The organism is Bradyrhizobium sp. ORS 111 (assembly GCF_045571485.1).
Lineage (GTDB): Bacteria > Pseudomonadota > Alphaproteobacteria > Rhizobiales > Xanthobacteraceae > Bradyrhizobium.
In genome coordinates this window covers 7751695-7777248 of the sequence record NZ_CP120701.1, presented here as the reverse complement: position 1 = coordinate 7777248, position 25554 = coordinate 7751695, and the positions used below count along the sequence as shown (strand labels likewise).

25 protein-coding genes and 1 tRNA gene are annotated in these 25554 nt (G+C 65.3%); 17 read left to right on the top strand and 9 right to left on the bottom strand.

Going from position 1 to position 25554, the window contains the following annotated elements; translation table 11 throughout:
- Window positions 1–4 precede the first annotated feature (4 nt).
- The gene (locus P6U30_RS35945; protein WP_407167381.1) at window positions 5–1072 is read right to left on the bottom strand and encodes an acyl-CoA dehydrogenase family protein; all 1068 of its coding nucleotides are present in this window, start codon (window positions 1070–1072) and stop codon (window positions 5–7) included.
- Between the two features lie 263 nt (window positions 1073–1335).
- Here P6U30_RS35945 and P6U30_RS35940 point away from each other — a divergent pair, with 263 nt between their 5' ends.
- Entirely contained in the window at window positions 1336–2118 is a 783-nt protein-coding gene (locus P6U30_RS35940) for an SDR family NAD(P)-dependent oxidoreductase (protein ID WP_407167380.1), read from the top strand.
- Between the two features lie 188 nt (window positions 2119–2306).
- Here the strand turns inward: P6U30_RS35940 and P6U30_RS35935 are convergent, their stop codons facing one another.
- Both P6U30_RS35935 and P6U30_RS35930 read right to left on the bottom strand, forming a co-directional pair.
- Entirely contained in the window at window positions 2307–2585 is a 279-nt protein-coding gene (locus tag P6U30_RS35935; protein WP_407167379.1) for a GlsB/YeaQ/YmgE family stress response membrane protein, read from the bottom strand.
- Window positions 2586–2623: 38 nt separating this feature from the next.
- Entirely contained in the window at window positions 2624–3220 is a 597-nt protein-coding gene (locus P6U30_RS35930) for a YidB family protein (RefSeq protein ID WP_407167378.1), read from the bottom strand.
- Window positions 3221–3369: 149 nt separating this feature from the next.
- Here P6U30_RS35930 and P6U30_RS35925 point away from each other — a divergent pair, with 149 nt between their 5' ends.
- Both P6U30_RS35925 and P6U30_RS35920 read left to right on the top strand, forming a co-directional pair.
- Window positions 3370–4374 carry a 2-dehydropantoate 2-reductase gene (locus P6U30_RS35925; protein ID WP_407167377.1) on the top strand — a complete coding sequence of 335 codons (1005 nt, stop codon included), beginning with the start codon at window positions 3370–3372 and terminating at the stop codon, window positions 4372–4374.
- 280 nt (window positions 4375–4654) lie between these two features.
- Complete coding sequence (locus P6U30_RS35920; protein WP_407167376.1) at window positions 4655–4861, top strand: hypothetical protein; 207 nt, start codon at window positions 4655–4657, stop codon at window positions 4859–4861.
- Window positions 4862–5038: 177 nt separating this feature from the next.
- Here the strand turns inward: P6U30_RS35920 and P6U30_RS35915 are convergent, their stop codons facing one another.
- Together P6U30_RS35915 and P6U30_RS35910 are read right to left on the bottom strand one after the other, a co-directional pair.
- Window positions 5039–5680 carry a hypothetical protein gene (locus P6U30_RS35915; RefSeq protein ID WP_407167375.1) on the bottom strand — a complete coding sequence of 214 codons (642 nt, stop codon included), beginning with the start codon at window positions 5678–5680 and terminating at the stop codon, window positions 5039–5041.
- A gap of 254 nt (window positions 5681–5934) precedes the next feature.
- Window positions 5935–6585, bottom strand: a complete 651-nt coding sequence (locus P6U30_RS35910) for a TetR/AcrR family transcriptional regulator (protein ID WP_407167374.1) — start codon at window positions 6583–6585, stop codon at window positions 5935–5937.
- 105 nt (window positions 6586–6690) lie between these two features.
- Here P6U30_RS35910 and P6U30_RS35905 point away from each other — a divergent pair, with 105 nt between their 5' ends.
- The 3 genes from P6U30_RS35905 to P6U30_RS35895 all read left to right on the top strand — a co-directional run bounded on the left by P6U30_RS35905 (window position 6691) and on the right by P6U30_RS35895 (window position 9269).
- Window positions 6691–8199 carry a flavin-containing monooxygenase gene (locus tag P6U30_RS35905; RefSeq protein WP_407170624.1) on the top strand — a complete coding sequence of 503 codons (1509 nt, stop codon included), beginning with the start codon at window positions 6691–6693 and terminating at the stop codon, window positions 8197–8199.
- A 118-nt stretch (window positions 8200–8317) separates the two neighbouring features.
- Window positions 8318–8394 (top strand) — tRNA-Arg (locus tag P6U30_RS35900).
- 545 nt (window positions 8395–8939) lie between these two features.
- Window positions 8940–9269 carry a hypothetical protein gene (locus P6U30_RS35895; RefSeq protein WP_407167373.1) on the top strand — a complete coding sequence of 110 codons (330 nt, stop codon included), beginning with the start codon at window positions 8940–8942 and terminating at the stop codon, window positions 9267–9269.
- 108 nt (window positions 9270–9377) lie between these two features.
- Here P6U30_RS35895 and P6U30_RS35890 read toward each other — a convergent pair whose 3' ends face one another.
- Entirely contained in the window at window positions 9378–9878 is a 501-nt protein-coding gene (locus tag P6U30_RS35890) for a winged helix-turn-helix transcriptional regulator (RefSeq protein ID WP_407167372.1), read from the bottom strand.
- 197 nt (window positions 9879–10075) lie between these two features.
- On the opposite strand from P6U30_RS35890, the gene P6U30_RS35885 reads away from it, so the two are divergent.
- From P6U30_RS35885 to P6U30_RS35845, 9 genes are all read left to right on the top strand, one after another.
- Window positions 10076–10714, top strand: a complete 639-nt coding sequence (locus P6U30_RS35885; protein ID WP_407167371.1) for a 2-hydroxychromene-2-carboxylate isomerase — start codon at window positions 10076–10078, stop codon at window positions 10712–10714.
- 44 nt (window positions 10715–10758) lie between these two features.
- The gene (locus P6U30_RS35880) at window positions 10759–12312 is read left to right on the top strand and encodes a class I adenylate-forming enzyme family protein (RefSeq protein ID WP_407167370.1); all 1554 of its coding nucleotides are present in this window, start codon (window positions 10759–10761) and stop codon (window positions 12310–12312) included.
- 44 nt (window positions 12313–12356) lie between these two features.
- A complete protein-coding gene (locus tag P6U30_RS35875) occupies window positions 12357–13094 on the top strand; it encodes an SDR family oxidoreductase (RefSeq protein ID WP_407167369.1) in 738 nt (245 codons plus the stop codon).
- 12 nt (window positions 13095–13106) lie between these two features.
- Window positions 13107–14288, top strand: coding sequence for an acyl-CoA dehydrogenase family protein (locus P6U30_RS35870; RefSeq protein WP_407167368.1), 1182 nt, complete (start codon window positions 13107–13109; stop codon window positions 14286–14288).
- 107 nt (window positions 14289–14395) lie between these two features.
- A complete protein-coding gene (locus P6U30_RS35865) occupies window positions 14396–15529 on the top strand; it encodes an acyl-CoA dehydrogenase family protein (protein ID WP_407167367.1) in 1134 nt (377 codons plus the stop codon).
- Window positions 15530–15540: 11 nt separating this feature from the next.
- The gene (locus P6U30_RS35860) at window positions 15541–16728 is read left to right on the top strand and encodes an acetyl-CoA C-acyltransferase (RefSeq protein WP_407167366.1); all 1188 of its coding nucleotides are present in this window, start codon (window positions 15541–15543) and stop codon (window positions 16726–16728) included.
- Window positions 16729–16749: 21 nt separating this feature from the next.
- Window positions 16750–17760, top strand: coding sequence for an NAD(P)H-dependent flavin oxidoreductase (locus P6U30_RS35855; protein ID WP_407167365.1), 1011 nt, complete (start codon window positions 16750–16752; stop codon window positions 17758–17760).
- Between the two features lie 122 nt (window positions 17761–17882).
- Window positions 17883–19043: an iron-containing alcohol dehydrogenase gene (locus tag P6U30_RS35850; protein ID WP_407167364.1), complete on the top strand. Its 1161-nt coding sequence runs from the start codon at window positions 17883–17885 to the stop codon at window positions 19041–19043.
- A gap of 259 nt (window positions 19044–19302) precedes the next feature.
- Entirely contained in the window at window positions 19303–20070 is a 768-nt protein-coding gene (locus P6U30_RS35845) for a tetratricopeptide repeat protein (RefSeq protein WP_407167363.1), read from the top strand.
- Between the two features lie 606 nt (window positions 20071–20676).
- On the opposite strand, the gene P6U30_RS35840 is transcribed toward P6U30_RS35845, so the two are convergent.
- From P6U30_RS35840 to P6U30_RS35830, 3 genes are read right to left on the bottom strand one after another with little or no spacing between them, the layout of a single operon-like run.
- Window positions 20677–21693: an ABC transporter substrate-binding protein gene (locus tag P6U30_RS35840; RefSeq protein WP_407167362.1), complete on the bottom strand. Its 1017-nt coding sequence runs from the start codon at window positions 21691–21693 to the stop codon at window positions 20677–20679.
- Between the two features lie 51 nt (window positions 21694–21744).
- Entirely contained in the window at window positions 21745–22611 is an 867-nt protein-coding gene (locus P6U30_RS35835) for an ABC transporter permease (RefSeq protein WP_407167361.1), read from the bottom strand.
- Window positions 22612–22626: 15 nt separating this feature from the next.
- Window positions 22627–23406: an ABC transporter ATP-binding protein gene (locus P6U30_RS35830; protein ID WP_407167360.1), complete on the bottom strand. Its 780-nt coding sequence runs from the start codon at window positions 23404–23406 to the stop codon at window positions 22627–22629.
- A gap of 117 nt (window positions 23407–23523) precedes the next feature.
- Between P6U30_RS35830 and P6U30_RS35825 the strand changes: the two genes are divergently transcribed.
- Both P6U30_RS35825 and P6U30_RS35820 read left to right on the top strand, forming a co-directional pair.
- Window positions 23524–24189 (top strand): response regulator, encoded by a 666-nt coding sequence (locus P6U30_RS35825; protein ID WP_407167359.1) that lies wholly within the window; start codon window positions 23524–23526, stop codon window positions 24187–24189.
- Window positions 24176–25537, top strand: a complete 1362-nt coding sequence (locus P6U30_RS35820) for a sensor histidine kinase (protein WP_407167358.1) — start codon at window positions 24176–24178, stop codon at window positions 25535–25537. The genes P6U30_RS35825 and P6U30_RS35820 overlap by 14 nt, the downstream gene beginning before the upstream one ends.
- Window positions 25538–25554: the final 17 nt, after the last annotated feature.

Here is a 25554-nt window from a genome sequence, read left to right as displayed (position 1 = left end):
GATCTCAGCGCGAGGCCACCAGCGGCCACAATTCGTCGGCGCCACGGTCGGCGACGCGCTTGCCGAGCTCGACCGCCCAGTAGCTCTCGGAGCCGAAATCGTCGCGCCAGGCGAGCGCACGCAGCGAGTAGCGGTGCAGGATATGCTCGACAGTGAAGCCGATCGCGCCGTGCACCTGATGCGCGATGCCGCCGCCCTTTTCCGCCGCTTCCGAGCAGCGGATCTTGGCCGACGCCGCTTCGAGGAACACCGCGTCATTGTCCAGCGACGTCGCGTTGACGATGGTGTCGGCTGCCGAGGTCGCGGCCGCCAGCGCCGCGGCGGACTCGCCGGCGAGACGGGCGAGGTTGTGCTGCACGGCCTGGAATTTCGAGATCTTCTTCTCGAAGGCGACGCGCTCGTTGGAATAGCGCACCGAGATATCCAGCAGCGATTCCAGGCTGCCCGCGATCTGGAGGCTGCGCACGACACCGCCCATCAGCATCAGCGTGGTCTGGTCAAAACCCTTCGGCGCGGCCTTGATTGAGATCGGCTGCACCTTGTCGAGCGTGACGGTGTCACTGTGATCACCGCCGAGGCCGATGCCGGATTCGATCCGGCACTTCGCGGCGTCGACCAGCGCGATCGACGTGCCGCTGTTGCCATGGGCCAGCACCGCGACATGCTTTGCTTCCTTTGCAAACGGCACGCCGCGGGCGCGGCCGGAGAGGCTGCCGTCGGCATTGAGCGTGATGCGGTCCTTCGGGCTCGCCGGCACCACCGTCATCTCGCCTTCGGGGGAGGCGATCTTCGCCTGCGTCAAAAGCCAGCCGGCCAGCATTGTTTCGGCCAGCGGAACAGCGATCGCATGCCGCCCGGCGACATTGAGGACGCTGAAGCCTTCGGCGAGGCTGGCGCCGGAACCGCCGAGATCGTCCGGCACCCAGGAGAGCGGCAGGCCGGCCTCGGTCAGCGCCTGCCACAGTGGCACCTTCCATGCGCCCTGCTTGTCGTGATTGATGGTTTGGGCATCTGCGAGATCGGCGAAAATCTTTTCCGCGGTCTCGGCGACGATGTTCTCACTCTCCGCCACAGCGTTCCTCGTGTTGATTTGGCTAGAGCCGGCGCTTGGCCGGTCATGCTTCGCGATGTTGTCTTGCGCTCAATGATGCGGAAAAGCCATAGCCGTGACAAGCGCTGCCCGCAGGGCCGCTTGCGGCTGCGGCATGCGAACAGCCATGCGACGAATTTAATTCCGCAGTGCGGATTTCGCAGATTTTCCGGGACGGCCGCGCGCAATATGGTATGCCCCCGCCGGACTTCATGTGTCAGAGAACAACGAAGGGGAAAACGCAGATGTCGAAGGAAGGTTTGTGCGCGATCGTGACGGGATCGGCATCGGGACTCGGCGCCGCCACCGCGCAAATTCTCGCCACCGCCGGTGCGCGCATCATCATCAACTATTCCAACAGCAAGGCGGAGGCGGAAGCGACCGCGGAAGCCTGCCGCAAGCAGGGCGCCGAAGTGCTGGTGGTGCAAGGCGACGTCTCGCGCGATGAGGACTGCAAGAAGATCGCCGCCGCTGCGCAAGGCTGGGGCCGGCTCGACGTGCTCATCAACAATGCCGGCACCACCAAGCATGTGCCGCATCACGATCTCGACGGGCTCTCGGCGGAAGACTTCCAGCGCATCTATGCCGTCAACACCATCGGCCCGTTCCAGATGGTGCGCGCTGCGCGCAGCCTGCTTGAGGCCGGCGCAAAGGCCTCGGGCCGGCCGTCGGCCGTGGTGAATGTCTCCTCGGTCGCCGGCATCTCCGGCGGCGGCTCGTCGGTCGCCTATGCCGCGAGCAAGGGCGCGCTCAACACCATGACGCAGTCGCTGGCGCGCGCGCTCGCGCCGCTGATCCGCGTCAACACGGTGTGCCCGGGCTATATCGATACGCCATGGTTCACCAAGGGTCGCGGCGAGGCAGGCGCCAAGCAGGTGCGCGATACCGTGGTGGCGCGGGTGCCGCTCAAGGTCGCGTCGACGGCGGAAGACATCGCCAATCTGGTCTGCTTCCTGGCAAGCCCGGCGTCGAGCAACATGACCGGCGAGTTCGTCCGCATGGACGCCGGCATGCATTTGATTCAGTAAGGAGCGCTCGATCTTACCGTTGTCATTGCGAGGAGCTCGCGACAAAATTGCAAAGCAATTTTGCGCTGAAGCGACGAAGCAATCCATCCCGGAGTGTGGGAGAGATGGATTGCTTCGCGGAGCCTGTCATCGGGCGCGCGTTCGCGCGACCGGTTGGCTCGTCATGACGGAAGTGACGACCTATGGCGTCACCTGTTGCCGGGATCGGAGACCACGCCTGCCGCGACCAGCCGGTTCCAGATAAACAGCACCACCAGCGCGCCGATCGTGGCGGTGATGAAGCCGGCGCCCTGTTCGGGGCCATAATGGCCAATCGCCTGACCGACCCAGGTTGCGAGAAACGCGCCCGCGATGCCGAGCACCGTGGTGAGAATGAAGCCGCTCGGATTGTTCGGCCCCGGCGATAGGAATCGCGCGATGATCCCTGCGACAAAGCCGACGATGATGACCCAGATGATGCCGCCCATGTCAGTCGTCCTCCTCGGATGGAATCAAGCCGGCGCCGTCACAGCCGGCCGTGCAGCTCGTCGCCGCTCGGCAGCCGCCCGTCCGGCGTCAGGTGATTGATCACGTCGGGGAGATACTGGCTCAGGCCCTGCAGCAGATCGTCGCGCGACATGCCGCTTTGCGACGCCAGCGAGTCGATCTGGTCGGCGCCGAGCGCGTTGGCGAGATCGCCGGGCGAGATCTGCTTGTTGGGACCGTTGCTCACCCAGGAATTGGCTGCGTCGCCCTGACCCTTCTGCTGAAGCTGGTTGAGCAGATCGCCGAGGCCACCGCTCAACACCGTGCCGGCCGCGCCGCCGGCGAGCAGTCCGCCGAGGCCACCCTTGAGCACGTCGGAGAGTCCGCCGCCGGACCCGCCGGGAAGGCCGGCGGTCACGTTGCCGGGTGGCAGCGGAGCCTGTGACGGCGTCGGCGCCGCGGTGCCCGGCTGGTTGCCGCCGGTGAAATGCTTGACGGCTTTCCAGGCGAGCAGCGCCAGAATGGCCATCGTCATCGGCGACATGCCGCCGCCGCTGGAGCTGTCGGATTGTGTGCTTGGCGCGCTCGGTCCGCGGGGGCCGTTCTGCATGCCGTTGAGTACGTCGAGTAAACCCATGGTCGTCTCCTGCCGCAACTGTGCCCCGAACGCGAAACATAGCCGCGGCCCATGACGGTTACAAGGCGACACGCCCGCGCGGCGGAGCGCCGAATAGGCAGGCATCCCAAGGTCTGCTATCGAGCCATAATGAACGGATGCTCGGCGACATGAACAGGGATCGGCCGATCGGCATTGCAGGCGCCGGCAGCATCGGCTGCTTTGTCGGCGGCATGCTGGCGGCATCCGGCCGCCGCGTCGCGCTGCTGGCACGGCCGCGCGTCATGCAGGAGATCGCGGCCTGCGGCCTGCGGGTCACCGATGTCGACGGCTCCGAGCAAGTTGTCGCAGCCGATCGGTTGACGCTGTCGGACGATCCGTCGATCCTCGCCGATGTACAGGCGGTGCTGGTCACGGTGAAGAGCGCCGACACGCGCGAGATCGCCGATCTGATCGCGCGCCATGCTCCGCCCGATGCCGTCGTGGTCAGTTTGCAGAACGGCGTCGGCAACGTGCCGCTGCTGCGCGAGCGGCTGCCGGGCCGCAGCGTGCTCGGCGGCATGGTGCCGTTCAATGTGGTGGCGCTCGGCGATGGCCGCTTCCATCGCTCGACCTCGGGCGACATCGTGATCGCCCGTGACGACGCAGACACCGCCGCACGCCTCTCCGCACCGCGCCTTGCCATCCGCGCGACCTCCGACATCGCCGGCGTGCAGTGGGGCAAACTGATCGTCAATCTCAACAATGCGCTGAACGCGCTGTCGGACATCCCGCTGCGCCAGCAGCTCGCGCAACACGACTGGCGGCGCCTGTTCGCCGATCAGATGGCGGAAGGAATGGCCGCGGTGCGCGCCGAAGGCATCAGGCCGGTGTCGCCGACGCCGCTGCCGTCGAGCTGGATGCCGCCTCTGCTGCGGTTGCCGGACGCACTCTTCATGATGCTGCTCGGCCGCACCATGAAGATCGATCCCGAGGCGCGTTCCTCGATGTGGGAGGATTTGCAGCGCGGCCGCCGCACCGAGATCGACTATCTGCAGGGCGTCATCACCGCGATCGCCGATCGTCGCGGGCTGGAGGTGCCGCTGTCGCGCCGCGTCATACAACTGATCCGGAGGGCTGAGGCCGACGGCAAGGGCTCGCCCGGGCTGACGCCCGAGCAGATTCGTGCGGCCTAGTGTGAAGATGGGATTAGACGGACCTGAAACTGAGTCGCAGGTCACCTCTCCCTTGGGAGAGGTCGATTTGCGTAGCAAATCGGGTGAGGGGTTATGGTCTCTCGAAAGCGCAAGTCCCCTCACCCGGACTGCACGGACGATGCTTCGCATCGCCGAGCGCAGTCCGACCTCTCCCCGACGGGGAGAGGTGACGGAAGCCGCCGCGAGTCGATTCAAGCCAAACTCATCCCGTTTGGTGTCATGATCGCGGCGTTGGTGTTGCCGCGTGTGGGAGGAAGCCATGAAGCCGGTTTGCATCGTGCTTGTCGCGCTTGCGGCGTTCGCTGCGTGGTCGGCGCAGGCCGCGCCGCCGACCGTGGTGCCGTCGCCGGGCTATGATGCGCGGCTGCAAGAGCAGCGAGCGCGGATGGCCGCATCAGGCGAGCGGCCCGCGCCGGCCGCCCGGCACATTGCGCCACGACAACGCAAGCGTCACCACGCGCATTGATGCTCGGTCGTTCTCAGCCACCATTTGAAAGCGGCGTTCGTTCGTCCTCGTGCTTGGCGTTGTGCTGAGCCTGACCGCTACAGCAAGCGCGGCCGACTATGCCGGCGCCACGTGGCTATTTGCGTCCGCGAGACGTTCGGCTGTGCTGCTGCACGCCGGGAACATGACGAGGCGATGTCAGCTCCGCTTCGCCGGACGTCCCGGGGGCGATGGCTGAAAAGTGAACAGCTTCTTGAGATCATCGAGGCTTTGCGAGAGCCGCGGCCATTCGCAGGAGAATGAGTTCTTGGCGCACTGCGCGGCCCTGATGCGCGCGGCCTGCTTGACCGGGCTTGCGACCGGGATCGGCACGCGCGCCGGTACACTGTGCACCGTGGCCGGCGGGATCTGCTTGGGCTGCGATTGTGGCTGTGGCGGTGGTTGCTGCAGCTTTTCTTCTTCCTGAAGCTGCTTGGCGGTGAGCGCCGCGACGATGTTCGAGCGGCGCTGCTGTTCGAGATAGACCGTGTATTCCTGGTCGATCTTCTTCTGCTCTTCCGGCGTCGGATTGGGACCTGCGATGTCGAAGCTGCGGTCCTGCATGAAGTCGTAATAGGTGTAGCCGCCGCCGGGCTTGCGCCGTCCGGCAAACTTGGCGTTGCACTCGCCGAGTTGCGCAGTCTTGTCTTCCTTCGTCTTTGCCTTCTCGGCGATATCGGCGCACTCTTCGAAGTCTTTCGGTCCGCTGCGCCACCACTGCGCATGCGCGGTCACCGGCGCCAGCTCAAGGCAGGCGGCCACCGCGGCAATGGCATATACCGATGAACGGCTCGCAATCACGGACAAGGTCCCAGCGCAAATCAGCGGTCACGATTTCCGCCAATTTTTGCCATTTTGGGGCAGCTTGTCACGTCCGTTGTGGAAGATTGCGGTGCCCGTCCCATGTGACGGATGGAACACAACGGTCAAAATTGACCTGTATTCTCAATACCAAGGCCCCGGTTCCCTTATGTGAGGCCGGCATGCCCGCCCGCACGGTAACGAGGAACTTGGGGGCCTCCACCGCGGTCGCAATCGCTGCCGAGACCCATGCCCTACACTGAACGCAGGTGGTTGCGGCGGCTCGGATCGCCGAGCGCGACGCGGCAGAAGCTCGCCGCGACCGCCACCACATCCTCGACCGGTTGCGGATACTGCTTCGACACCCAGCGCAGCGCGATCGAGATGACGGCGCCGACCATGCCGTTCGACAGCAGCACCGCGGTCGAACCCTTGCCGCTTCGCTTCGGATCGATCGACGGCGGCACCAGGATGTCGCTGAAGGTGCGCAAGGCATCAAGCTTGACGGCATCGACGGCCGGGCTGATACCGGAGATCTCGAGCAGGAAGACGCGGGCCGGCTTGGGATGCTGCTTCAGCCGCGTGAAATACAGCGTCAGCGCCGCGCGCAATCGCGCCTCGGCGTCGCTCCCTGCGGCGGTGGCTGCCGCCGCCATCTCCTCATGCAAATGGCCGACGACGTGGGTGTAGGCCGCGATCAGCAGCGCCTCGCTGTTGGCGAAGGATTCGTAGAAATAGCGCTCGGTGAGCTCGGCCGCCTCGCAGATCGCCTTCACGGTCGCGCCGCGATAGCCGACCTCGCCATAGACCTCGATCGCCGCGTCGATCAGCTTGAGCCGCCGCTCGGCACGGCGTTCCTCGGCGTCCATGCCGCCATAGAGGCGGGCTTTCCGGCTGCTTCCCATGAAAGTGTATTGACATGGCGCATTGTCAGATGTCAAGGTATCTGACAAGGCATGTTGTCAAAACGAACGGCCATGGGAGGCCGAGGGAGAGGCAGGGCAATGGCAATGTCCGCTCATTTCGACGTGTTGATCGTGGGCGCGGGGCTGTCCGGCATCGGCGCCGGCTACCATCTGCAGACGAAGTGTCCGGATCGCAGCTACGCCATCCTGGAAGGGCGCGATTGCATCGGCGGCACCTGGGACCTGTTCCGCTATCCCGGCATCCGCTCCGACTCCGACATGTATACGCTCGGCTATTCGTTCCGCCCCTGGACCGAGCCGAAGGCGATCGCCGACGGCGCGTCGATCCTGAACTATGTGCGGGAGACCGCGCGCGTTTATGGCATCGACAAGAAGATTCGCTTCAATCACCGCGTCGTGCGTGCCGACTGGTCGTCGGCAGATGCGCAATGGACGATCGAGGTCGAGCGCGGCGCGGAGAAGACGATCGAGCGCTTCACCTGCAACTTCCTGTTCATGTGCAGCGGCTATTACAAATACGAACACGGCTATACGCCCGACTTCCCCGGCATCGCCGATTTCGCCGGCCGCGTCGTCCATCCGCAGAAATGGACCGACGACATCGACTATGCCGGCAAGAAAGTTGTGGTGATCGGCAGCGGCGCCACCGCGGTGACGCTGGTGCCCGAGATGGCCAAGCGAGCGGCGCACGTCACGATGCTGCAGCGTTCGCCCACCTACGTCGTGGCACGTCCCGACCAGGACAAGGTCGCCGACTGGCTCCGCGCGCGGCTGCCGGCGAAGCTCGCCTACGGCATCACCCGCTGGAAGAACGTGCTGTTCGGCATGTATTTCTACCGGCTCTGCAAGCGCGATCCCGAGCGCGTCAAGAAGCTGATCCTCGGTGGCGTGCGCCACGCGCTGGGGCCGGACTACGATATCGCCACGCATTTCACGCCGCGCTACAATCCATGGGACCAGCGGCTCTGCCTGGTGCCGAACGGCGATCTGTTTCGGTCGATCCGCAGCGGCGCCTCGTCGGTGGTCACCGATCAGATCGAGACCTTCACGCCCCAGGGCATCAAGCTTAAATCCGGCAAGCTGCTCGACGCCGACATCGTGGTGACCGCGACCGGGCTCGATCTCCAGGTGCTCGGCGGGCTCGAGATCAATGTCGACGGTAACAGCGTCGATCTCTCCAAGACCATGAACTACAAGGGGCTGATGTACAGCGGCGTGCCGAACCTTGCCGCGGCGTTCGGCTACACCAACGCGTCCTGGACACTGAAATGCGACCTGACCTGCGAATATGTCTGTCGCATGCTCAATTACATGAAGGCCAACGGCTACGCGCAGGCGACGCCGCGGCGGAACGATCCTGATGTCGCCGAACTGCCCTGGGTGGATTTCTCCTCCGGCTACATCCAGCGCGCCGCCGCCAAGTTCCCAAAGCAGGGGTCGCGCCGACCATGGCGGCTCTACCAGAACTACGCGCTCGACATCGTCAGCCTGCGCTTCGGCTCGATCAAGGACGAGGCGATCGAATATCTGCCGGCCGGGCGCACCGCGGCTGCCATCGGATCAGCATCGAAGCCGGCGGGGCAGGCGGCGTAGGAACCGGGTCGCGCACGGCCGAACTGTCCTCGACTTCATGCATGCCGGCATCGTCGCAGGCTGGCGATCCGCTGGCGGCTCTGCTATGGAGGGCCACGCCCGCGAACAACGGGCTCGCGGTCCCGTAGCTCAGCCGGATAGAGCGACGGTTTCCTAAACCGTAGGTCGGAAGTTCGAGTCTTCCCGGGATCGCCACTCGCCCCGAGGCGGGAAAGTCATCTCCTCACAGTCGACAGCTTTCTCAGAATGCCATCCGGCCGGCGCTCGCCAATGCTGCGTCGGCCGAGACAAGTGCCCTTCGTCACTTTCAATGTTGAGGGCATCTGTGCTGCGATGGGATGTCCGGGAAATTGCCCATGCCCGGAGACTGAACCAGCGCCGCCCGCGATCATACTCCGCAGGGGCGGCGCTGCGCGTTTGCGGCTCCATCGCGGCGCCGCTGCGTCATATGACCTTCGGCACCTGGCTATCGCATCTCCATCGGGTGACTGTGGATACGCCAGCGCGAGGCAAGCGCGGCCTCGGGTCCATCCCACACGACCCTAGGGGTCCGGGGCCGCGCCCTCCCGTTGCTCTGTGAGGCCGGCCCTCGCACACGGAGCATCCGCCGAACGGCTTGCCGACGCCTCGTGAACTCGGCCCCGTCCAGTGCCGGAGATGAACGATCGGCAACAGCACGTTCAGTGTGGCTTCAAGGCGCCCGACATAGAACTTGGGCGTAATCCTGATGGAGGCGACACATGTCTTCGCTCACCAAAGCCCTTCCCACCGGTCTCGCTGCGCTCGCCGTGGCGGCGACGCTGTTCGTCGGCTCCGCGCCGGCGCAGGCACGTGACGGCCGAAACGCTGCGCTGATCGGCGGCCTCATCGTCGGCGGCCTCATTGGCGGCGTGTTGGCATCAGAAGCCCAGGCCTCGCCATCCTATCCGTCGTACCAGGGCTACCGCGAATATCCGACGTACCGCCGCTCCTATGGCGGCTATGATGACGGCTATTACGCGCCTCGATACCGGTATCGCGATTACGACGGTTACCGCAGCGTGTCGGGGTGGGACTGCGACGACGATTGAGGCCGTCGGCGGTCCAAGGTTCGCTGTACATCGGCTCGGTCGGAATCGCCTCACAAAAAGGCCCGCCAACACGGCGGGCCTTTTTCTTGGCAGGCTCCGCCCGCAACGCTATTCGCCCCTGACCTTCGCCCCCATCGCCTTCGCGTGCGCCGAGGATCGTCGCGCGCCGGGGCCGGGATGCACGTGCACGGCTTTCGCGGACAGCGGCTCGCCGCATTCCGAGCAGACCATCACGGGATCGAACATGTGGCCGCAGGTCTTGTGTTGGTGCAGCAGCGGCCGTCCCCGCGAGTCGACCATGTGAACATTGCCCCAGTGCACGATCGACATGATGATCGGATAGAGGTCGAGCCCTTTCTGGGTCAGGATGTATTCGTAGCGCTTCGGGGCGTCCTGATACGGAATCTTGCGCAGCACGCCAAAGCGCACCAGCTTCTTGAGCCGGTCGGCGAGCAAGTGCCGGGTGATGCCGAGCGAGGCCTGGAAGTCATCGAACCTGCGGATGCGCAGGAAGCACTCGCGCAGGATCAACAGGCTCCAGCGGTCTCCGATCACGGCCACGGTGCGGGCCAGTGAGCACGGCTCTTCCTCGAGGGCATCCCATTTCATCGGCATCTCCAAGCGACCTGCAGCGGCAGCGCATAGTAAATTCTAAATCAGAACTCGTGCTATTTCAACAAGATGCCTTATTACACGCTATTGGATGATAAATATCATATTGACAGTTCTAAAATAGAACTTATGGTCTCGGCCACGATCAATTCGGCGGCCGCGCAACGGTCGCCCGTCGAAGGGAAGGGCGTTCCATGGCTGCTCCGCTCAAGGTCGAATTCCACTTCGATTTCGGCAGCCCCAACGCCTATCTCGCCGAGCTCGTGCTGCCCGACATCGAGCAGCGCACCGGCGTCAAGTTCGATTACATCCCGGTGCTGCTCGGCGGCGTCTACAAGGCGACCGGCAACATGTCGCCGGCGGATTCCCTGCGCGGGATCAGGAACAAGCCTGACTACAACGCGCTCGAGACCGAGCGCTTCCTGCGGCGCCACAACATCACAGCGTTCAAGCCGAACCCGTTCTTTCCGGTGAATACGCTGGCGCTGATGCGCGGCGCTGTCGCTGCGCAGTTCGAAGGCGTGTTCGAACCGTATTTCCGCGCCGCCTACCACCACATGTGGGTCGAGCCGAAGAAGATGGACGACCCGCAGGTGTTCCGCGAGGCCTTCCTGTCATCGGGGCTCGACATCGACCGTCTCATCGCCCGCGCCCAGCACGACGATGTCAAGCAGAAGCTGATCGCGAACACCAGCGACGCGGTGGCGCGCGGCTCGTTCGGATCACCGACCTTCTACGTCGGCAACGAGATCTTCTTCGGCAAGGACAAATTGCGCGAGGTCGAGGACGAGATCGTCGCGCAGCTCGCCATGGAGCGGCGCAAGACTGCCTGATCGGAGAACAAGCAGACCCCAAGGGCTATCGCAGGGAGGTTTCGGTGCTGGCGACGACGCAGGTGATGGAAGGACGTGTTGAAGGCTTGCCGAACCGCATCCACGAGGTGATGGATCGGTATGTCGAAGCGACGCCGGATCATCCGGCGCTGATCGACGATCGCGGCAGGCTGACCTACCGCGAGCTGGACCAGGCCGTGGGCGGCGTGGTCGATGCGCTGCGCGGGCTCGGCGTCCGTCCCGGCGACCGCATCATGATCGTCAGCGAGAATGCCAATCCGCTCGCCTGCCTGCTGCTGGCCGCAAGCCGGCTCGACGTCTGGTCGATCGTCGTCAATCCGCGGCTGTCGCCGCGCGAGCTCGATCAGATCCGCGAGCACAGCGGCGCACGCCGCGTGTTGCTGACCACTGATGTCTCCGAGGAAGCGGCGGCGCACGCCGCGCGCTATGGGGCCGCCGCGCAGGATGTCGGCCCGCTCCGCGGCATCGGCGTCACCGGCCTGAACCTTGCGACATTGCCCGAGCCGGTCGAGGCCGACGGCGCGAAGCAGGTCGCGGTGCTGATCTACACCTCAGGCACCACGGGCACGCCGAAGGGCGTGATGCTCACCCACCGCAATCTGCTGTTCAGCGCCCGCGACACCGCCGTCTCGCGCAAGATGACGGCGGATGACGTGCAGTATTGCGTGCTGCCGATCTCGCACATCGTCGGCATCTCGCTGCTCACCATGACGTTGATGGTCGGCGCCACCGTGCGGCTCGTCGCCAAATACCATCCCGCCGCGCTCGTGAAGGCGATGGCGGAGGAGGGCATCACGCTGCTCAGCGGCGTGCCGGCGACCTATCAGCGCCTGCTCGAATATCGCCGCAACGCCGGCCTGCCGAAACTCGACCGCGGCCGGCTGCGCATGATCGGGGTGGCCGGCGCGCCGCTCGACCTCGACCTCAAATCACGGGTCGAGCAGGAGCTCGGCTTGCCGCTGCTCAATGGCTACGGCATCACCGAGTGTTCGCCGGGCATCTCCGGCGTGCGGCACGATGCGCCGCGGGCCGACCATGCGGTCGGCGCCATCCTGCCCGGTCTTGAAGCGAGGCTGATCGGTCCCGACGGCAAGCCTGTTGCAAACGGCGAGGTCGGCGAGCTCCATGTCCGCGGCCCCAACGTGATGCGCGGCTACTACCGCGCCCCGGATCTGACCGCGAAGGTGATCGATGCCGACGGCTGGTTCAACACCGGCGACCTCGCCCGCTTCGAGGGCGATGCCCTGTTCATTGTCGGTCGCACCAAGGAGATGATCATCCGCTCCGGGTTCAACGTTTATCCCGCCGAGATCGAGGCGGTGCTGAGCACCCATGAGGCGGTGGTGCAGTGCGCCGTGGTCGGACGGCCGGTCGAGGGCAATGAGGAGGTCGTCGCCTTCGTGCAGCTCATCAAGGGCTCGACGGTGACCGCGCAGGACCTGATGGCCCATGCTGCCCCGCAACTCACCTCGTACAAGCGGCCGTCCGAGATTATCCTGATGGACGCGCTGCCCGCGACCTCGACGGGCAAGCTCTTGAAACACAAGCTGGCGGAGTCGCTGCGCACGCCACGCTGAGGCGTTTGAACAGCAGCTCACGCAAACAAAGGCCGGAGAACACCATGCAGAAGAGAAATGCCACCGTGGCCGTGATCGGTGCCGGCGACTTCATCGGCAGCGAGATCGCCAAGAAATTCGCCTCCGAAGGCTTTACGATCTTCGCCGGTCGCCGCAACGGCGACAAGCTGGCGCCGCTGGTCAAGGACATCGAGGCGGCCGGCGGCGAAGTTCACGCCCGCTCGCTCGATGCGCGCAAGGAGGAGGAGATCATCTCCTTCCTCAACGACGCCGACAAGCATGCGCCGCTGGAAGTCTGCATCTTCAACATCGGAGCCAACGTCAACTTCCCGATCCTGGAGACCACCGAGCGCGTGTTCCGCAAGGTCTGGGAGATGGCCTGCTACTCCGGCTTCCTGGCCGGGCGCGAGGCGGCGCGGCTGATGCTGCCGCGCGGGCAAGGCAACATTTTCTTCACCGGCGCCACCGCGTCGCTGCGCGGCGGCAGCGGCTATGCCGCTTTTGCCAGCGCCAAGTTCGGCCTGCGCGCGGTGGCGCAGGCGATGGCGCGCGAGCTCGGCCCGAAGAACATCCACGTCGCGCACCTCATCATCGATTCCGGCGTCGATACCGAATGGGTGCGGCAGCGCCGGATCGAGGCGCTCGGCCCCAACGCGCTCGACAATCCGGATCTCCTGATGCCGCCGGCCTCCGTCGCGGGCGCCTACTGGCAGCTCTACCAGCAGCCGAAGAGCGCATGGACCTTCGAGCTGGAAATCCGTCCCTTCGGCGAGAAGTGGTAGGGAGCAGGCCCGATGGAGCTCGCGCTATCTCCTGAAGATGCAGCCTTCCGCGACGAGGTGCGCGCCTTCATCAAGGACAATTATCCGGCGGAGATGCGCGTCCCCAATCCGGAGACCGACCTTTCCAAGGAGCAGATGCTGCTGTGGCATCGCATCCTGCACAGGAAGGGCTGGATCGCGCCGTTGTGGCCGAAGGAATATGGCGGCCCCGGCTGGTCGATCACCCGCCGCTTCATCTTCGAGCAGGAGACGACGCGCGCCGGCACGCTGCCGCCTTTGGCGTTCAGCGTCACCATGGTCGGTCCGGTGATCTACACGTTCGGCAACGCGGCGCAGAAGGCGAGGTTCTTGCCGCGTATTCTCTCCGGCGAGGACTGGTGGTGCCAGGGTTACTCGGAGCCGGGCTCCGGCTCCGATCTCGCCACCGTCCGCACCAAGGCGGTGCGCGACGGCGACCAATATATCGTCAACGGCCACAAGACCTGGACCACGCTGGCGCAGCACGCCGACTGGATCTTCTGCCTGGTCCGCACCGATCCCACCGCCAAGCCGCAATCCGGCATCTCGTTCCTCCTGATCGACATGAAGTCGCCGGGCGTCACGGTGCGGCCGATCATCACCATTGACGGCTCGCACGAGGTCAACGACGTCTTCCTGGAAAACGTCCGCGTTCCCGTCGAGAATTTGATCGGCGAGGAAAACAAAGGCTGGACCTACGCCAAGTTCCTGCTCGGCAATGAGCGCACCAGCATGGCCGGCATCGGCCGCTCGACCCGCTACATCGCGCGGCTGAAGACAATCGTGAAGGCTGAGATCCCGGAGGATGATCCGGCATATCTGGACTTCATCCGCGACATCGCCCGCATCGAGCTCGACGTGCTGGCGCTGGAGGCGACCGAGCTGCGCGTCGTGGCGCAAATGGCCCGCGGCATCGACCCGGGACCCGCGGCGTCGCTGTTCAAGATCCGCGGCACCGAGATCTTCCAAGACATCACCGAGCTGACCCACCGCGCCATCGGCAATGATGGCCTCGCGATCCGCGAACATCCGGTCAGCGCCAACTGTTTCATGCCGGGGCCGGACTACGGCCACACCGCGTCGGAAAAGTATCTCAATTCGCGCAAGCTCTCGATCTACGGCGGATCGAACGAGATTCAGCGCAACATCATCGCCAAGGCGGTGCTCGGTCTCTAGCGGCATGATCCGGAAAAGTGTGAAGCGGTTTTCCGAACAGATCATGCTCAAACAAGGAGCTAAAGCGCATCTCATCGCGCTTTAGCAAATCGCCACAAGAGGATCGGATGGATATCCAGTTCACCGAAGAGCAGGAATTGTTGCGGTCCAGCGTCCAGCGGCTGCTGCGCGACCAGTACGATTTCGATGCCCGACGCAAGATCGTCGCGAGTGAAGACGGCTTCAGCCGCAAGCACTGGAGCGCCTTCGCCGAGCTCGGCCTGCTTGCCGCGCCGTTTTCGGAAGCCGTCGGCGGGCTCGGCGGCGGAGTGCTGTCGACCATGATCATCATGCAGGAGTTCGGCCGGCACCTCGTGGTCGAGCCGTTCGTCGAGACGGTCGTACTGGCCGGCGGTTTGATCGAGGAGGCAGGCTCCGAAGAGCAAAAGCAGGGCTTGCTTCCCGAGATCATCGCGGGAAACGAGATCTGGAGCCTGGCATGGAGCGAGAAGGGCTCGCGCTTCGATCTTGCCACCGTCACCACCACGGCGCGCCGGGACGGCGACGACTATGTCCTGACCGGCGAGAAGACGGCGGTCATGTCGGCGCCCTGGGTGGATTACCTGATCGTCTCCGCGCGCACCTCGGGCCATCGCCACGATCGCGGCGGGGTCAGCCTGTTCGTGGTCGATCGCCGTGCCGCCAATCTCGATCTGAAGAGCTTCAAGACCATCGACGGCCGTAGAGCCGCCGAGGTGAGCCTGCGCGAGGTGCGCGGGCAGCTCCTTGGCCGGGAGGGCGACGGCGTCGCTGCGCTCGAAGCTTGCCGCGACCGTGCGATCGGCGCGCTGTGTGCCGAACTGGTCGGCGCGATGGGCGAGCTGAACGCCGCGACCCTGGAATACTCCAAGACCCGAAAGCAGTTCGGCGTCACGATCGGCTCCTTCCAGGTGCTGCAACACCGGATGGTCGATATGTTCATCGCGCATCAGGAGGCGCTGTCGCTGATGCAGCATCTCAATCTCAGCCTCAGCGCAGGGGAGGAAGCGGGGCTCTCGCGGCTCGCCTCGGGCGCGAAATCGAAGATCGGCTATGCCGGCAAGTTCATCGCCGACCAGGCGGTGCAGCTCCACGGTGGCATGGGCATGACCGACGAGCTCAATGTCGGCCATTACTTCAAGCGTATCTCGTCCATCAACATCCAGTTCGGCGATCCCGCTTACCACGTGCTGCGTTACGCGCAGCTCGATGCGGCCGCTTGAGGAGCTTTAGCATGACACCAGACGCAGTCATCGTTTCCACCGCGCGCACCGGCGTCGGCAAGGCCTATCGCGGCGCGCTCAACAACACCGATGGCCCGACCCTGGCGGGCCATGTGATCGCGGAGGCGGTGAAGCGCGCCGGCATCGCGCCCGGCGAGGTCGAGGACGTGGTGATGGGCTGCGCGATGCAGCAGGGCACCATGGTGATGAATGTCGCCCGCAAGGGCGCCATCCGCGCCGGGCTTCCGGTCACGGTCGCCGGCACCACGATCGATCGGCAATGCGCCTCCGGCCTGCAGGCGATCGCGGTCGCGGCGCGCTCGGTGATATCGGACGGCGTCGAGATCGCGATCGGCGGCGGCATCGAGTCGATCAGCCTAGTGCAGAACGAGCACATGAACAAATTCCACGCTGTCGATGATGAACTGATGGCGATGAAGCCGGAGATGTACATGTCGATGCTCGAGACCGCCGAGGTCGTCGCCGAGCGCTACGGAATTGGCCGCGACAGGCAGGATGAATACAGCCTGGAGTGCCAGCGCCGCGTCGGTGCTGCGCTGCAGGGCGGCCGCTTCAACGACGAGATCGTGCCGATCACCACAAAAATGGCCGTGATCGACAAGGACACCAAGCAGGTCAGCTACCAGCAGGTGACGCTATCGAAGGACGAGGGACCGCGCCCAGATACGACCGCGGAGGGCCTCGCCAAGATCAAGCCGGTGTTCGAGGGCAAGACCATCAGCGCCGGCAATGCCAGCCAGCTCTCGGACGGCGCATCGGCCTGCGTGATCATGAGTGACAAGATCGCCGCGAGGAAGGGCCTGAAGCCGCTCGGCATTTTCCGCGGCTTCGTCGCCGCCGGCGTCGAGCCGGACGAGATGGGTGTCGGCCCGGTCGCCGCGATCCCGCGGCTGTTGCAGCGGCACAATCTCAAGATCGGCGACATCGATCTCTGGGAGCTCAACGAGGCCTATGCGGTGCAGGTGATCTATTGCCGCGACAAGCTCGGCATCGATCCGGACAAGCTGAACGTCAATGGCGGCTCGATCGCGATCGGCCATCCCTATGGCATGACCGGCGCGCGGCTCACCGGCCACCTCCTGATCGAGGGCCGGCGGCGTAAGGCAAAATACGGCGTGGTGACCATGTGCATCGGTGGCGGCATGGGCGCGGCGGGCTTGTTTGAAATCATCCACTGATCGGAAACGCGGGAGATATTCGTGAAGACAGCGATCACTGAACTGTTCGGCATCCAGCACCCGATCATCCAGGGCGGCATGCATTATGTCGGCTTCGCCGAGATGGCGGCCGCAGTGTCCAACGCCGGCGGCCTCGGCATCATCACCGGCTTGACGCAGAGGACGCCGGAGCTGCTGGCCAAGGAGATCGCGCGCTGCCGCGACATGACCGACAAGCCGTTCGGCGTCAACCTCACCTTCCTGCCGAGCTTCACCGCGCCGCCCTATCCGGAATATATCGCCGCAATCCGCGAAGGCGGCGTCAAGGCGGTGGAGACCGCCGGCCGCAGCCCGGAGCAGTACATGCCGGCGCTGAAGGCGGCCGGCATCAAGGTGATCCACAAATGCACCTCGGTGCGGCATTCGCTGAAGGCCGAGAAGATCGGCTGCGACGCGGTCAGCGTCGATGGCTTCGAGTGCGGTGGCCATCCGGGCGAGGACGACATCCCGAACATGATCCTGCTGCCGCGCGCGGCGGAGGAATTAAAGATCCCGTTCGTCGCCTCCGGCGGCATGGCGGATGCACGCAGCCTGGTTGCGGCGCTGACGATGGGCGCCGCCGGCATGAACATGGGCACGCGCTTCATCGCCACCAAGGAAGCGCCGGTCCATCCCAATGTGAAGCAGGCGCTGGTGGAGGCCACCGAGCTCGACACCCGCCTCGTGATGCGCGCGCTGCGCAACACCGAGCGGGTGCTGAAGAACAAGGGCGTTGACGAACTGCTCCAGATCGAGCGCGAGAAGGGCGCCGCCCTGAAGATCGAGGACATCCACGAGCAGGTCGCGGGCGTCTATCCCAAGGTGATGATCGACGGCGACATGGATGCCGGTGCCTGGAGCTGCGGCATGGTGGTCGGCCTGATCCACGACATCCCGACGGTCAGGGAACTGATCGACCGCATCATGACTGAAGCCGAGCAGATCATCCGCCAGCGCTTGACCGGCTTGCTTGACGGCACCGTCGAGACCACGCCGGCCCGCGCGGTGGCGTGACGGAGGACGCCATGGCCGAGCACGCTGACGTCGGGATTGCCTTACCGGCGTCCGCCGGACTTTTCTAAATCGCCGGCCTGACCGATTGGACTGATCACGGACACATCGAGGGAGTAACGAGCATGCACGTCGTTGGCAGCCATCAATACCCCACCATGGAATCCGTGATCTACGGCAAGCCGGCCGCCGAAGCGCTGCGCGAGGAGGCCGAGCGGCTCGGCGCGACGCGGGTGTACCTCATTGCCAGCCGGACGCTCAACACCACGACCGACGAGATCGAGAAGATTCGCAAGGCGCTCGGCAATCGTCATGCCGAGACCTTCGACGGCGTTCCGCAGCACACCACCCGCGACGTGGTGGTGCGGATTGCGCGGCAGGCCAAGGAGGCCAAGGCCGATCTGGTGGTTGCGATCGGCGGCGGCTCGGTGGTCGATGCGGCCAAGATCGTGCTGATGTGCATGGAGCACGAGATCTTCGTGCCGGAGGGGCTCGACGGCTTCGAGACCACGCCGGAGCGCCGCTTCGGCGCATTCCGCACCCCGAAGGTGCGGATGATCGCGATCCCCAGCACGCTGTCGGGCGGCGAATACAATTCCGGAACGCTGGTCACCGACAGCAGGCGCAAGCTGAAGCAGATCTTCAATCATCCGCTGATGATGCCGCGCAGCATCATCCTCGATCCGGCCATCACCCGCTACACGCCGGAGAAGCTCTGGCTGGGTTCCGGCACGCGGGCGATGGATCACGGCATCGAGGCGATCTGCTCCAGTCGTCCCAACGTGCTGGTCGATGCCGTGTGCCGGCAGGGGCTGCGCTATCTGCACGAGGGCCTGCTGCGCACCAAGGAGGATCCCGATGATGAAGCGGCGCGGCTGAATTGCCAGTTGGGCTCGTGGTTGTCGGCCTTCGGCTTGCAGTCGCGGGTGCCGATGGGCGCGAGCCATGCCATCGGCCACGTGCTCGGCGGCACCTGCGACGTGCCGCATTACTTCTGCACGGCGGTGATGATGCCGAGCGTGCTGAGATATAATCGTCCCGCCACCGAAGCCGCGCAACAATCGATCGCCGCCGCGCTCGGCGCGCCGGGGCGCGACGCCGGCGAGACGTTCGCGGCGTTCGTCGCCGAGCTCGGGCTGCCGCGGCGGCTCGCCGATGTCGGCGTTGCCGAGGACCGCTTCGAGCTGATCGGCCGGAACGTGATGCTCTCGATCTTCGCCCGGACCAACCCGCAGCCGATCCGCGAGCCAAGCGACGTCGTCAATATCCTCAAGCTGGCCGCCTGAAGGGGCGCGAACCCCACAGGTCCGTCATTTCGAGGAGCGGCAATCGGGCAATCGCTTGCCTCCGGCGAAGCCTTGGTAGCCGCGACAAGGCGGCCGCTCTCGTCATGTGACTTTTGCTGGACGCGTCGTCGGCCGTGGTGATAACGGCTGGGATGACCATCCCAAAGCACGCCTCATGCCGAAACCTCCTCCCGTTCCATCCGCTGGTCGCGGACAAAATCAGTCCCAGGCCCTGCAACGTGCGGCGGTCGCACTGCAGATGGGACAGTTTGTCGAGGCCGAGCGGCTTGCAGCCGAGGTCCTGAAAGCGAGCCGCACCGACGTCGCCGCGGCGTCGGTCCTGGCGCGGGCGCTGATCGCCCAGAGCCGGAGCGGGGAGGCGATCGCGCCGCTCGAGCGTGTTGCTCGCCGCGTCGAAGATGCCGGCATCGAGACGCTGCTCGGCGCGGCACTGGGCGGCGCCGGACGCCGCGACGAGGCGATCGACCTATTGCGCCGGACCACCGCGCGCCGTCCGCCATTTCCGCCGGCATTTCAGGAACTGGCAGGGCAGTTGGCGGGGGCCGGACGCCTCGACGAGGCGGTGGCCGTCGTCGAGCGCGCGCTTGACCTTGCGCCAAATGCTGTAGAGCTGGAGCTCAGCCTTGCGCGCCTGCTGCTCCACCGCAATGAGCGCGCCCGGGCACGCGCGCTGCTCGTCAAGGCGCGCGCCGCAGCGCCTGGGCATCCCGAGGTCCTGACGACGCTGGCGCGTGCGCTGCTGCTCGACGGCGAATGTGCCGCCGCTGCGGACCTCTACCGCCATCTGCTGGCGCTGCGTCCCGAGGATGCCATGCTGCGCGCCGATTTCGCCGCCTGTCTGCTGGAGATGGGGCAGCGCGAGGCCGGCGAGGCCAACCTGCGTCAGGCCATGCGCGGCCGGCCGCAGATGATCGGCCGCGCCACCTACGCGCTGGCACTATCGTCGCACGGCCGCTTCTTCTTTCGTCCGAGCGCAGTTGCGAAGTTCCTCAACGAGGAAGGTTAGATCAACGCCCAATTCAAGAAGCGCTCGTGCCGTAGTGGTGGTGAGGTGAGCACGTGGCCAAGGATCTGTCCCCCCTTGTGGGGGTAAGCCGCGGGCGATGAGGGCATAGTCTCCGCTCTATTGCGTTCGCACGTTGTCGAGGTGGATACACGAATCCAGAGAGCGCGCGTCGTGTGGCCACCCCTCTCCCCAACCCTCCCCCGCAAGGGGGGAGGGAACCCTCCCGCCGGTGCGTCCCTGACGCGCAATCAGTGAGTTGCCCGACGAGGCAAGTCGCTTGCGCCATATTTCGAGAATCGAGAATTGATCTATGGTGTGCGCGTCTCACCCGCTTGACGGCGCTTCGCAATCGTCACGAGTATTGGGCCGAGATGCGCCACACACTCGCCGTCGTCCCGGCGAAGGCCGGGACCCATTACCCCGAATGTTCATTGTTGCGCGACGCTGGGGCCACGATCCCGTTCATCATCAAATCCGGTGGTAATGGGTCCCGGCCCCCGTGCGCATTGCGCACTAGGCCGGGACGACAGCAGTGGCTCGGGATCTTGGTCGTGGCCAGAGACGACGCATGGAGAGAGACGCGGAGGCATCCTCTTCCGCGGTAGTTCAGCTTCCGGGGCGACCGGCGAGTTGCGGCACGAACATATCGCTCCACTTCGCCGGCTTGACCTTGATCGAGCCCGCCCTGTGCATGAACTCGGCGAATTGCATCACGCCTTCCGGTGTCGCGGTGAAGCGCGCATCCTTGTCCTCGATCATCTGCTGCACCTCGGCGGGGTCAACCTTGACCTTCGAGTTCTTGGCGTAGATCTCGGCGGCGAGCTTCTTGTCCTTGGCGATGAGTTGAGTGGCATCGTCCATCGCCTCGATGAAAGCCTGGGTCATCTTGGGATTGGCGTCGACGAACTTCTTCGGCGCGAAGGTCACGTCGAGCGTGAGATTGCCGAGATAGTCGACAGAGTTGAGCACACGGTGAATGCCCGGGCTCTTGGCTTCCAGATACTGGAACGGGGGCGAGGTGAAATGTGCCTTGACCTCGGTCTTGCCGCCGACGAGGGCGGCGAGCGCCTCCGGGTGCGGCAGGCTGATCGTCATCGGGTCCATCTTGGCGTAATTGGCATCGCCGAATTCCTTGGCGGCGATCATCTGGAGCACGACAGCGGCGAGCGAGGTCTTGATTCCGGGCAGCGCGATCTTGTCGGTCGGGGTGAAGTCCTTGAGCGATGTCAGCTCCGGCTTGTTCGCCATCAGCCACAGCGAAGTCGAGCTCATGCCCGAGACGCCGACGACCTCGACGCCGGGGATGCCCTTGGCCTTGGCCCAGAGCGTGACGAAGCCCGGCGCGCCGGTGCCGGCGAAATCGAGCGTGCCGGCCATCATCGCGTCGTTGATGACGTTGCCGCCGTCAAGCATCAGCCAGGTCACCTTGATGTCGCCGAGCCCGGCAGCCTTGGCGCGCTTCTCCAGGAACTGCTGGTCCTGCATCACGATCAGCGGCAGATAGAGGATGCCGAAGCCCTTGGAGATGCGCACTTCGCTGACCTCGGCGCGGGCCGGGGCGCCGAGCGCCGCCGCGAGCACCGCGGCAGCCGCGAGCGAGCGGACGATGGTCTTCAATCTCATGTATTTCCTCCTTCTTGGAATGGCGGCCATTCGGCCTGGTTACAGTTGTCGTCAGTGCTGCATGCCCCAGCGACGGATCGTCCTGCGCTCGATGTTGGCGAAGATGACGTTCTCGACGAAGAGGCCAATCAGGATCACGGTGAAGAGGCCGGCGAACACGTTCGCGGTCTCGAGCTGGTTACGGTTCTCGTAGATGAACCAGCCGAGCCCGCCCGAGCCGGACGAGACACCGAAGACGAGCTCGGCGGCGATCAACGTGCGCCAGGCGAAGGCCCAGCCGACCTTGAGGCCGGTCAGGATCGCCGGGAAGGCTGCCGGGATCAGGATGAGGCGCACCAGCTTGAGGCCGCGCAGGCCGTAGTTCTGCCCGACCATCCGCAGCGTGTTCGAGACCGAACGGAAGCCGGCATGGGTGTTGAGCGCGATCGCCCACAGCACCGAATGCACCAGCACGAAGATGATGCTGCCGGTGCCGAGCCCGAACCAGATCAGCGCCAGCGGCAACAGCGCAATCGCCGGCAGCGGATTGAACATCGAGGTCAGTGTCTCCAGCAGGTCGGCGCCGATCCGCGAGCCGATCGCCAGCGTCGTGAGCAGCGCCGCCAGGCCGATGCCGATGCTATAGCCGATGACCAGCGTCTGCAGCGAGACCAGCATGCGCTGCGGGATGACGCCGCTCGCGACGTTGCTGACGAAAGCCTCGACGGTTTGGCCAAAGGTCGGGAACAGCAGTGGGTTGCCGAGCCAGCGGCCATAGATTTCCCAGGCCACGGCGAGGACGGCGAGGATCACCGCCTTGCGCACGAAGCCGAGACGATAGATGCGCTCGGCCGGGCTGAGCGTCTTGGCGACCACGGGGGCGTCGCCCGACTGGACGTCGCGGATGATTTCCGGACGGAAGCTGACGAGATCGGTCATGACGGTCGCCTCGGCTCAATGGCTCGCGAAGAGCATGTCGTTGATGCGGGTTTCGAGCGCGGCTTGCTTGCCGGTGCCCATCTCTTCGGGCGGCACGCTGTTGAGCTCGGCCTTGACCTCGCCGGGATGCGGCGAGAGCAGCAGGATGCGGGTGCCGACGCGGATCGCCTCCTCGATCGAATGGGTGACAAAGAGCACGGTGAAGCGCGTGTCGTCCCACAGCCGCAGCAATTCGTCCTGCATCTTGCGCCGCGTCAACGCGTCGAGCGCGGCGAACGGCTCGTCCATCAGCAGCACGTCGGGTTCCATCGCCATGCCGCGGGCGATGGCGACGCGCTGCTTCATGCCACCGGAGAGGGTGTGCGGATAGCTGTCGATGAACTTGGTCAGGCCGACCTTGTCGATGTAGGCGCGCGCCCGGTCTTCCGCCTCCGTTTGGCCGGCGCGGCCGGAGGCGGTCAGGGCGAACACGACGTTCTCGCGCACCGTCTTCCAGGGCAGGAGCTGATCGAATTCCTGGAACACCATCATTCGGTCGGGGCCCGGCCCCGACACCTTGCGCCCCTTCAGGCTGATCTGCCCCTCGACGGGGGCAAGATAGCCGCCGATCGCCTTCAGCAGGGTCGACTTGCCGCAGCCAGACGGGCCGAGCAGCACGAAGCGGTCGGCCGGATAGACCTCGAAGGAGACCCGGCGCGTCGCGGTCACCACGGCGTCAGGCGTCTTGTACTGGAGCGTCACACCCGCTACGGAAAGCAGCGGCGACGCGGATGCGGCATCAGATGGCGCGAGCATGTGGCCCTCCCTTGTGTTGTGCCTTGTGTTGTGTCCCTGCGCACTTATGGGCGCTTGGGAGATGAGATAGCGTGGCTCACTGACGCGAAACTGACTCAGGACGCCGGAGGCTCCCGTTTGCGGGTACTCGTTGTCGAAGACACCGTCGATATCGCCGAGGCCGTGGTCATGCGCCTCGAGAAGATCGGTCACGCCGTGGACTGGGAGCGCGACGGCCTGACCGCCGCCGAGCTGCTTGAGGTGCAGCCCTACGACCTCGTGATCCTCGACCTGACGCTGCCGGGTCGGGACGGAATTGCGATCCTGAAGGGCATGCGCAGCCGCAAGCTCGCGACGCCGGTGCTGGTGCTGACCGCCCGGTCCGCCGTCGACGAACGGATCGGCGCACTCGATCTCGGCGCCGACGACTATCTGGTCAAGCCCTTCGACTATGGCGAGCTCGAAGCGCGCGCCCGCGCCCTGCTGCGTCGCAGCGCAGGCCAGCCCGATAACCTGCTGCGGGTCGGGCCGCTGGTCATCGACCGCGCCGGCCGCGTCGCCACCGTCGCCGACAGGCCGCTCAATCTGACTAGGCGGGAGCTGACGGTGCTCGAAATCCTGGCGGCGCGGCCCGAGCGCATCGTCCCCAAGGAAGAGCTGGTCGAGCAGCTCTTCAATTTCGATCAGGAGGCGAGCCCCAACGCTGTCGAGCAATTCGTGACACGGCTGCGACGCAAGCTCGGCGATGCGCCGATCGAGATTCGCACCCTGCGCGGCCTGGGCTATCAACTTGCGGCGCTTTGATCTGCGGCACTCGCTACGCATCCGCATCATCGCCGTCTTGTCGGCGGTGCTGGCGCTCGGCGCGGTGATCCTCGGCTTCGCCGGTTGGCGTTCGGCCACCATTGCCGCGCAGCAAGCCTATGACCGCATGCTGAGCGGCGGCGCGATCCAGATCGCCGAGAACGTCTATGTGCAGGGCGGTGTCGTGACGCTGGAGCCGCCCGTATCCACCATCGCCGCGCTGGCGGCCTACGATCTCGTCTTCTACAAGGTCGTCGACCCCCGCGGTGTCGTGGTGGCCGGCTACGAGGACCTCGCCTCGGAGGCCAAGCCCGAGCAGACTCGCAATGGGGTGGTGATCGAGGACGGATTTTATCAGGAGCAGCCCGTTCGCATCGCCACGGTCGCCAAGCAGATCGAAGATCCCGCGGTGGGCGGCTGGGTGACCATCGTGCTGGCTCAAACCATCGAAGCCCGGCGCGCCCTGGCGCGCGACCTCACATTGAAGGCGCTCGGCGTCATTGCGGCGATGAGCGCGCTGGCGCTGCTCGCGACGGGCTATGCCGTCACCTTCGCCCTGAAGCCGCTCATGCGCATCGAGCGCGAGATCGTTGAACGCCGTCCGGATGATCTGCGGCCGCTTCAGACCGAGCCGCCGGTCGAAATTCGCAATCTCGTGCATGCGATCGATGATTTCATGCGGCGGCTGTCAGATCGCATCTCGCTGATGCAGCGGTTCATCGCCGATGCCGCGCACCAGATCCGCACCCCGCTGGCGGCGCTCGACGCCCAGGTCGAAATCCTGTCGGCGACGCCGCCGTCGCGGCAAAAGGCCGTCACGGTCGCGCGCATTCGGGAGCGGACGTTCGAATTGGGCCGGCTCACCGGCCAGCTTCTCGATCACGCCATGGTCATTCACCGGGCCGACGCTGTCGCCATGACGCCTATCGACCTCAACGCGCTGGCAAGGGCCGTGCTGGCCGCGGCGGTTCCGTTGTCGCTGCCGCGTGAGGTCGACATCGCCTTCGTGCCGGCCGCGCCAGCGCCGATCGTGAATGGCGACGCGGTCAGCCTGCGCGAAGCGCTGGGCAATCTCATCGACAACGCGCTGAAGCATGGCGCCCGCAGCAGGCTCGTCGTATCCGTCGGCGCCGATGACGGCAGGGCATGGATCGAAGTCGCCGACGATGGTGACGGATTTGCCGTTCCGCCGGACGATGTCATCCGGCCCTTCGCGAAGGGACCGGAGTCCACCGGCTCCGGTCTCGGGCTTGCCATCGCAGCCGAGGTCGCTCGTGCGCATAAGGGAGAAATTGCGATCTTCCGCGAGGCAGCGATGACGCGCGTTCGCCTGCTGCTCGCGACATAGCTGCGGCAGTTGGATCG

What these genes read in the sequence shown, in the direction of transcription:
- P6U30_RS35940 (WP_407167380.1), top strand. Translation starts at nt 1,336, where the DNA reads ATGTCGAAGGAAGGTTTGTGCGCGATCGTGACGGGATCGGCATCGGGA.
- P6U30_RS35935 (WP_407167379.1), bottom strand. Translation starts at nt 2,585, where the DNA reads ATGGGCGGCATCATCTGGGTCATCATCGTCGGCTTTGTCGCAGGGATC.
- P6U30_RS35930 (WP_407167378.1), bottom strand. Translation starts at nt 3,220, where the DNA reads ATGGGTTTACTCGACGTACTCAACGGCATGCAGAACGGCCCCCGCGGA.
- P6U30_RS35925 (WP_407167377.1), top strand. Translation starts at nt 3,370, where the DNA reads ATGAACAGGGATCGGCCGATCGGCATTGCAGGCGCCGGCAGCATCGGC.
- P6U30_RS35920 (WP_407167376.1), top strand. Translation starts at nt 4,655, where the DNA reads ATGAAGCCGGTTTGCATCGTGCTTGTCGCGCTTGCGGCGTTCGCTGCG.
- P6U30_RS35910 (WP_407167374.1), bottom strand. Translation starts at nt 6,585, where the DNA reads ATGGGAAGCAGCCGGAAAGCCCGCCTCTATGGCGGCATGGACGCCGAG.
- P6U30_RS35905 (WP_407170624.1), top strand. Translation starts at nt 6,691, where the DNA reads ATGTCCGCTCATTTCGACGTGTTGATCGTGGGCGCGGGGCTGTCCGGC.
- P6U30_RS35895 (WP_407167373.1), top strand. Translation starts at nt 8,940, where the DNA reads ATGTCTTCGCTCACCAAAGCCCTTCCCACCGGTCTCGCTGCGCTCGCC.
- P6U30_RS35890 (WP_407167372.1), bottom strand. Translation starts at nt 9,878, where the DNA reads ATGAAATGGGATGCCCTCGAGGAAGAGCCGTGCTCACTGGCCCGCACC.
- P6U30_RS35885 (WP_407167371.1), top strand. Translation starts at nt 10,076, where the DNA reads ATGGCTGCTCCGCTCAAGGTCGAATTCCACTTCGATTTCGGCAGCCCC.
- P6U30_RS35875 (WP_407167369.1), top strand. Translation starts at nt 12,357, where the DNA reads ATGCAGAAGAGAAATGCCACCGTGGCCGTGATCGGTGCCGGCGACTTC.
- P6U30_RS35870 (WP_407167368.1), top strand. Translation starts at nt 13,107, where the DNA reads ATGGAGCTCGCGCTATCTCCTGAAGATGCAGCCTTCCGCGACGAGGTG.
- P6U30_RS35865 (WP_407167367.1), top strand. Translation starts at nt 14,396, where the DNA reads ATGGATATCCAGTTCACCGAAGAGCAGGAATTGTTGCGGTCCAGCGTC.
- P6U30_RS35860 (WP_407167366.1), top strand. Translation starts at nt 15,541, where the DNA reads ATGACACCAGACGCAGTCATCGTTTCCACCGCGCGCACCGGCGTCGGC.
- P6U30_RS35850 (WP_407167364.1), top strand. Translation starts at nt 17,883, where the DNA reads ATGCACGTCGTTGGCAGCCATCAATACCCCACCATGGAATCCGTGATC.
- P6U30_RS35845 (WP_407167363.1), top strand. Translation starts at nt 19,303, where the DNA reads ATGGGACAGTTTGTCGAGGCCGAGCGGCTTGCAGCCGAGGTCCTGAAA.
- P6U30_RS35840 (WP_407167362.1), bottom strand. Translation starts at nt 21,693, where the DNA reads ATGAGATTGAAGACCATCGTCCGCTCGCTCGCGGCTGCCGCGGTGCTC.
- P6U30_RS35835 (WP_407167361.1), bottom strand. Translation starts at nt 22,611, where the DNA reads ATGACCGATCTCGTCAGCTTCCGTCCGGAAATCATCCGCGACGTCCAG.
- P6U30_RS35830 (WP_407167360.1), bottom strand. Translation starts at nt 23,406, where the DNA reads ATGCTCGCGCCATCTGATGCCGCATCCGCGTCGCCGCTGCTTTCCGTA.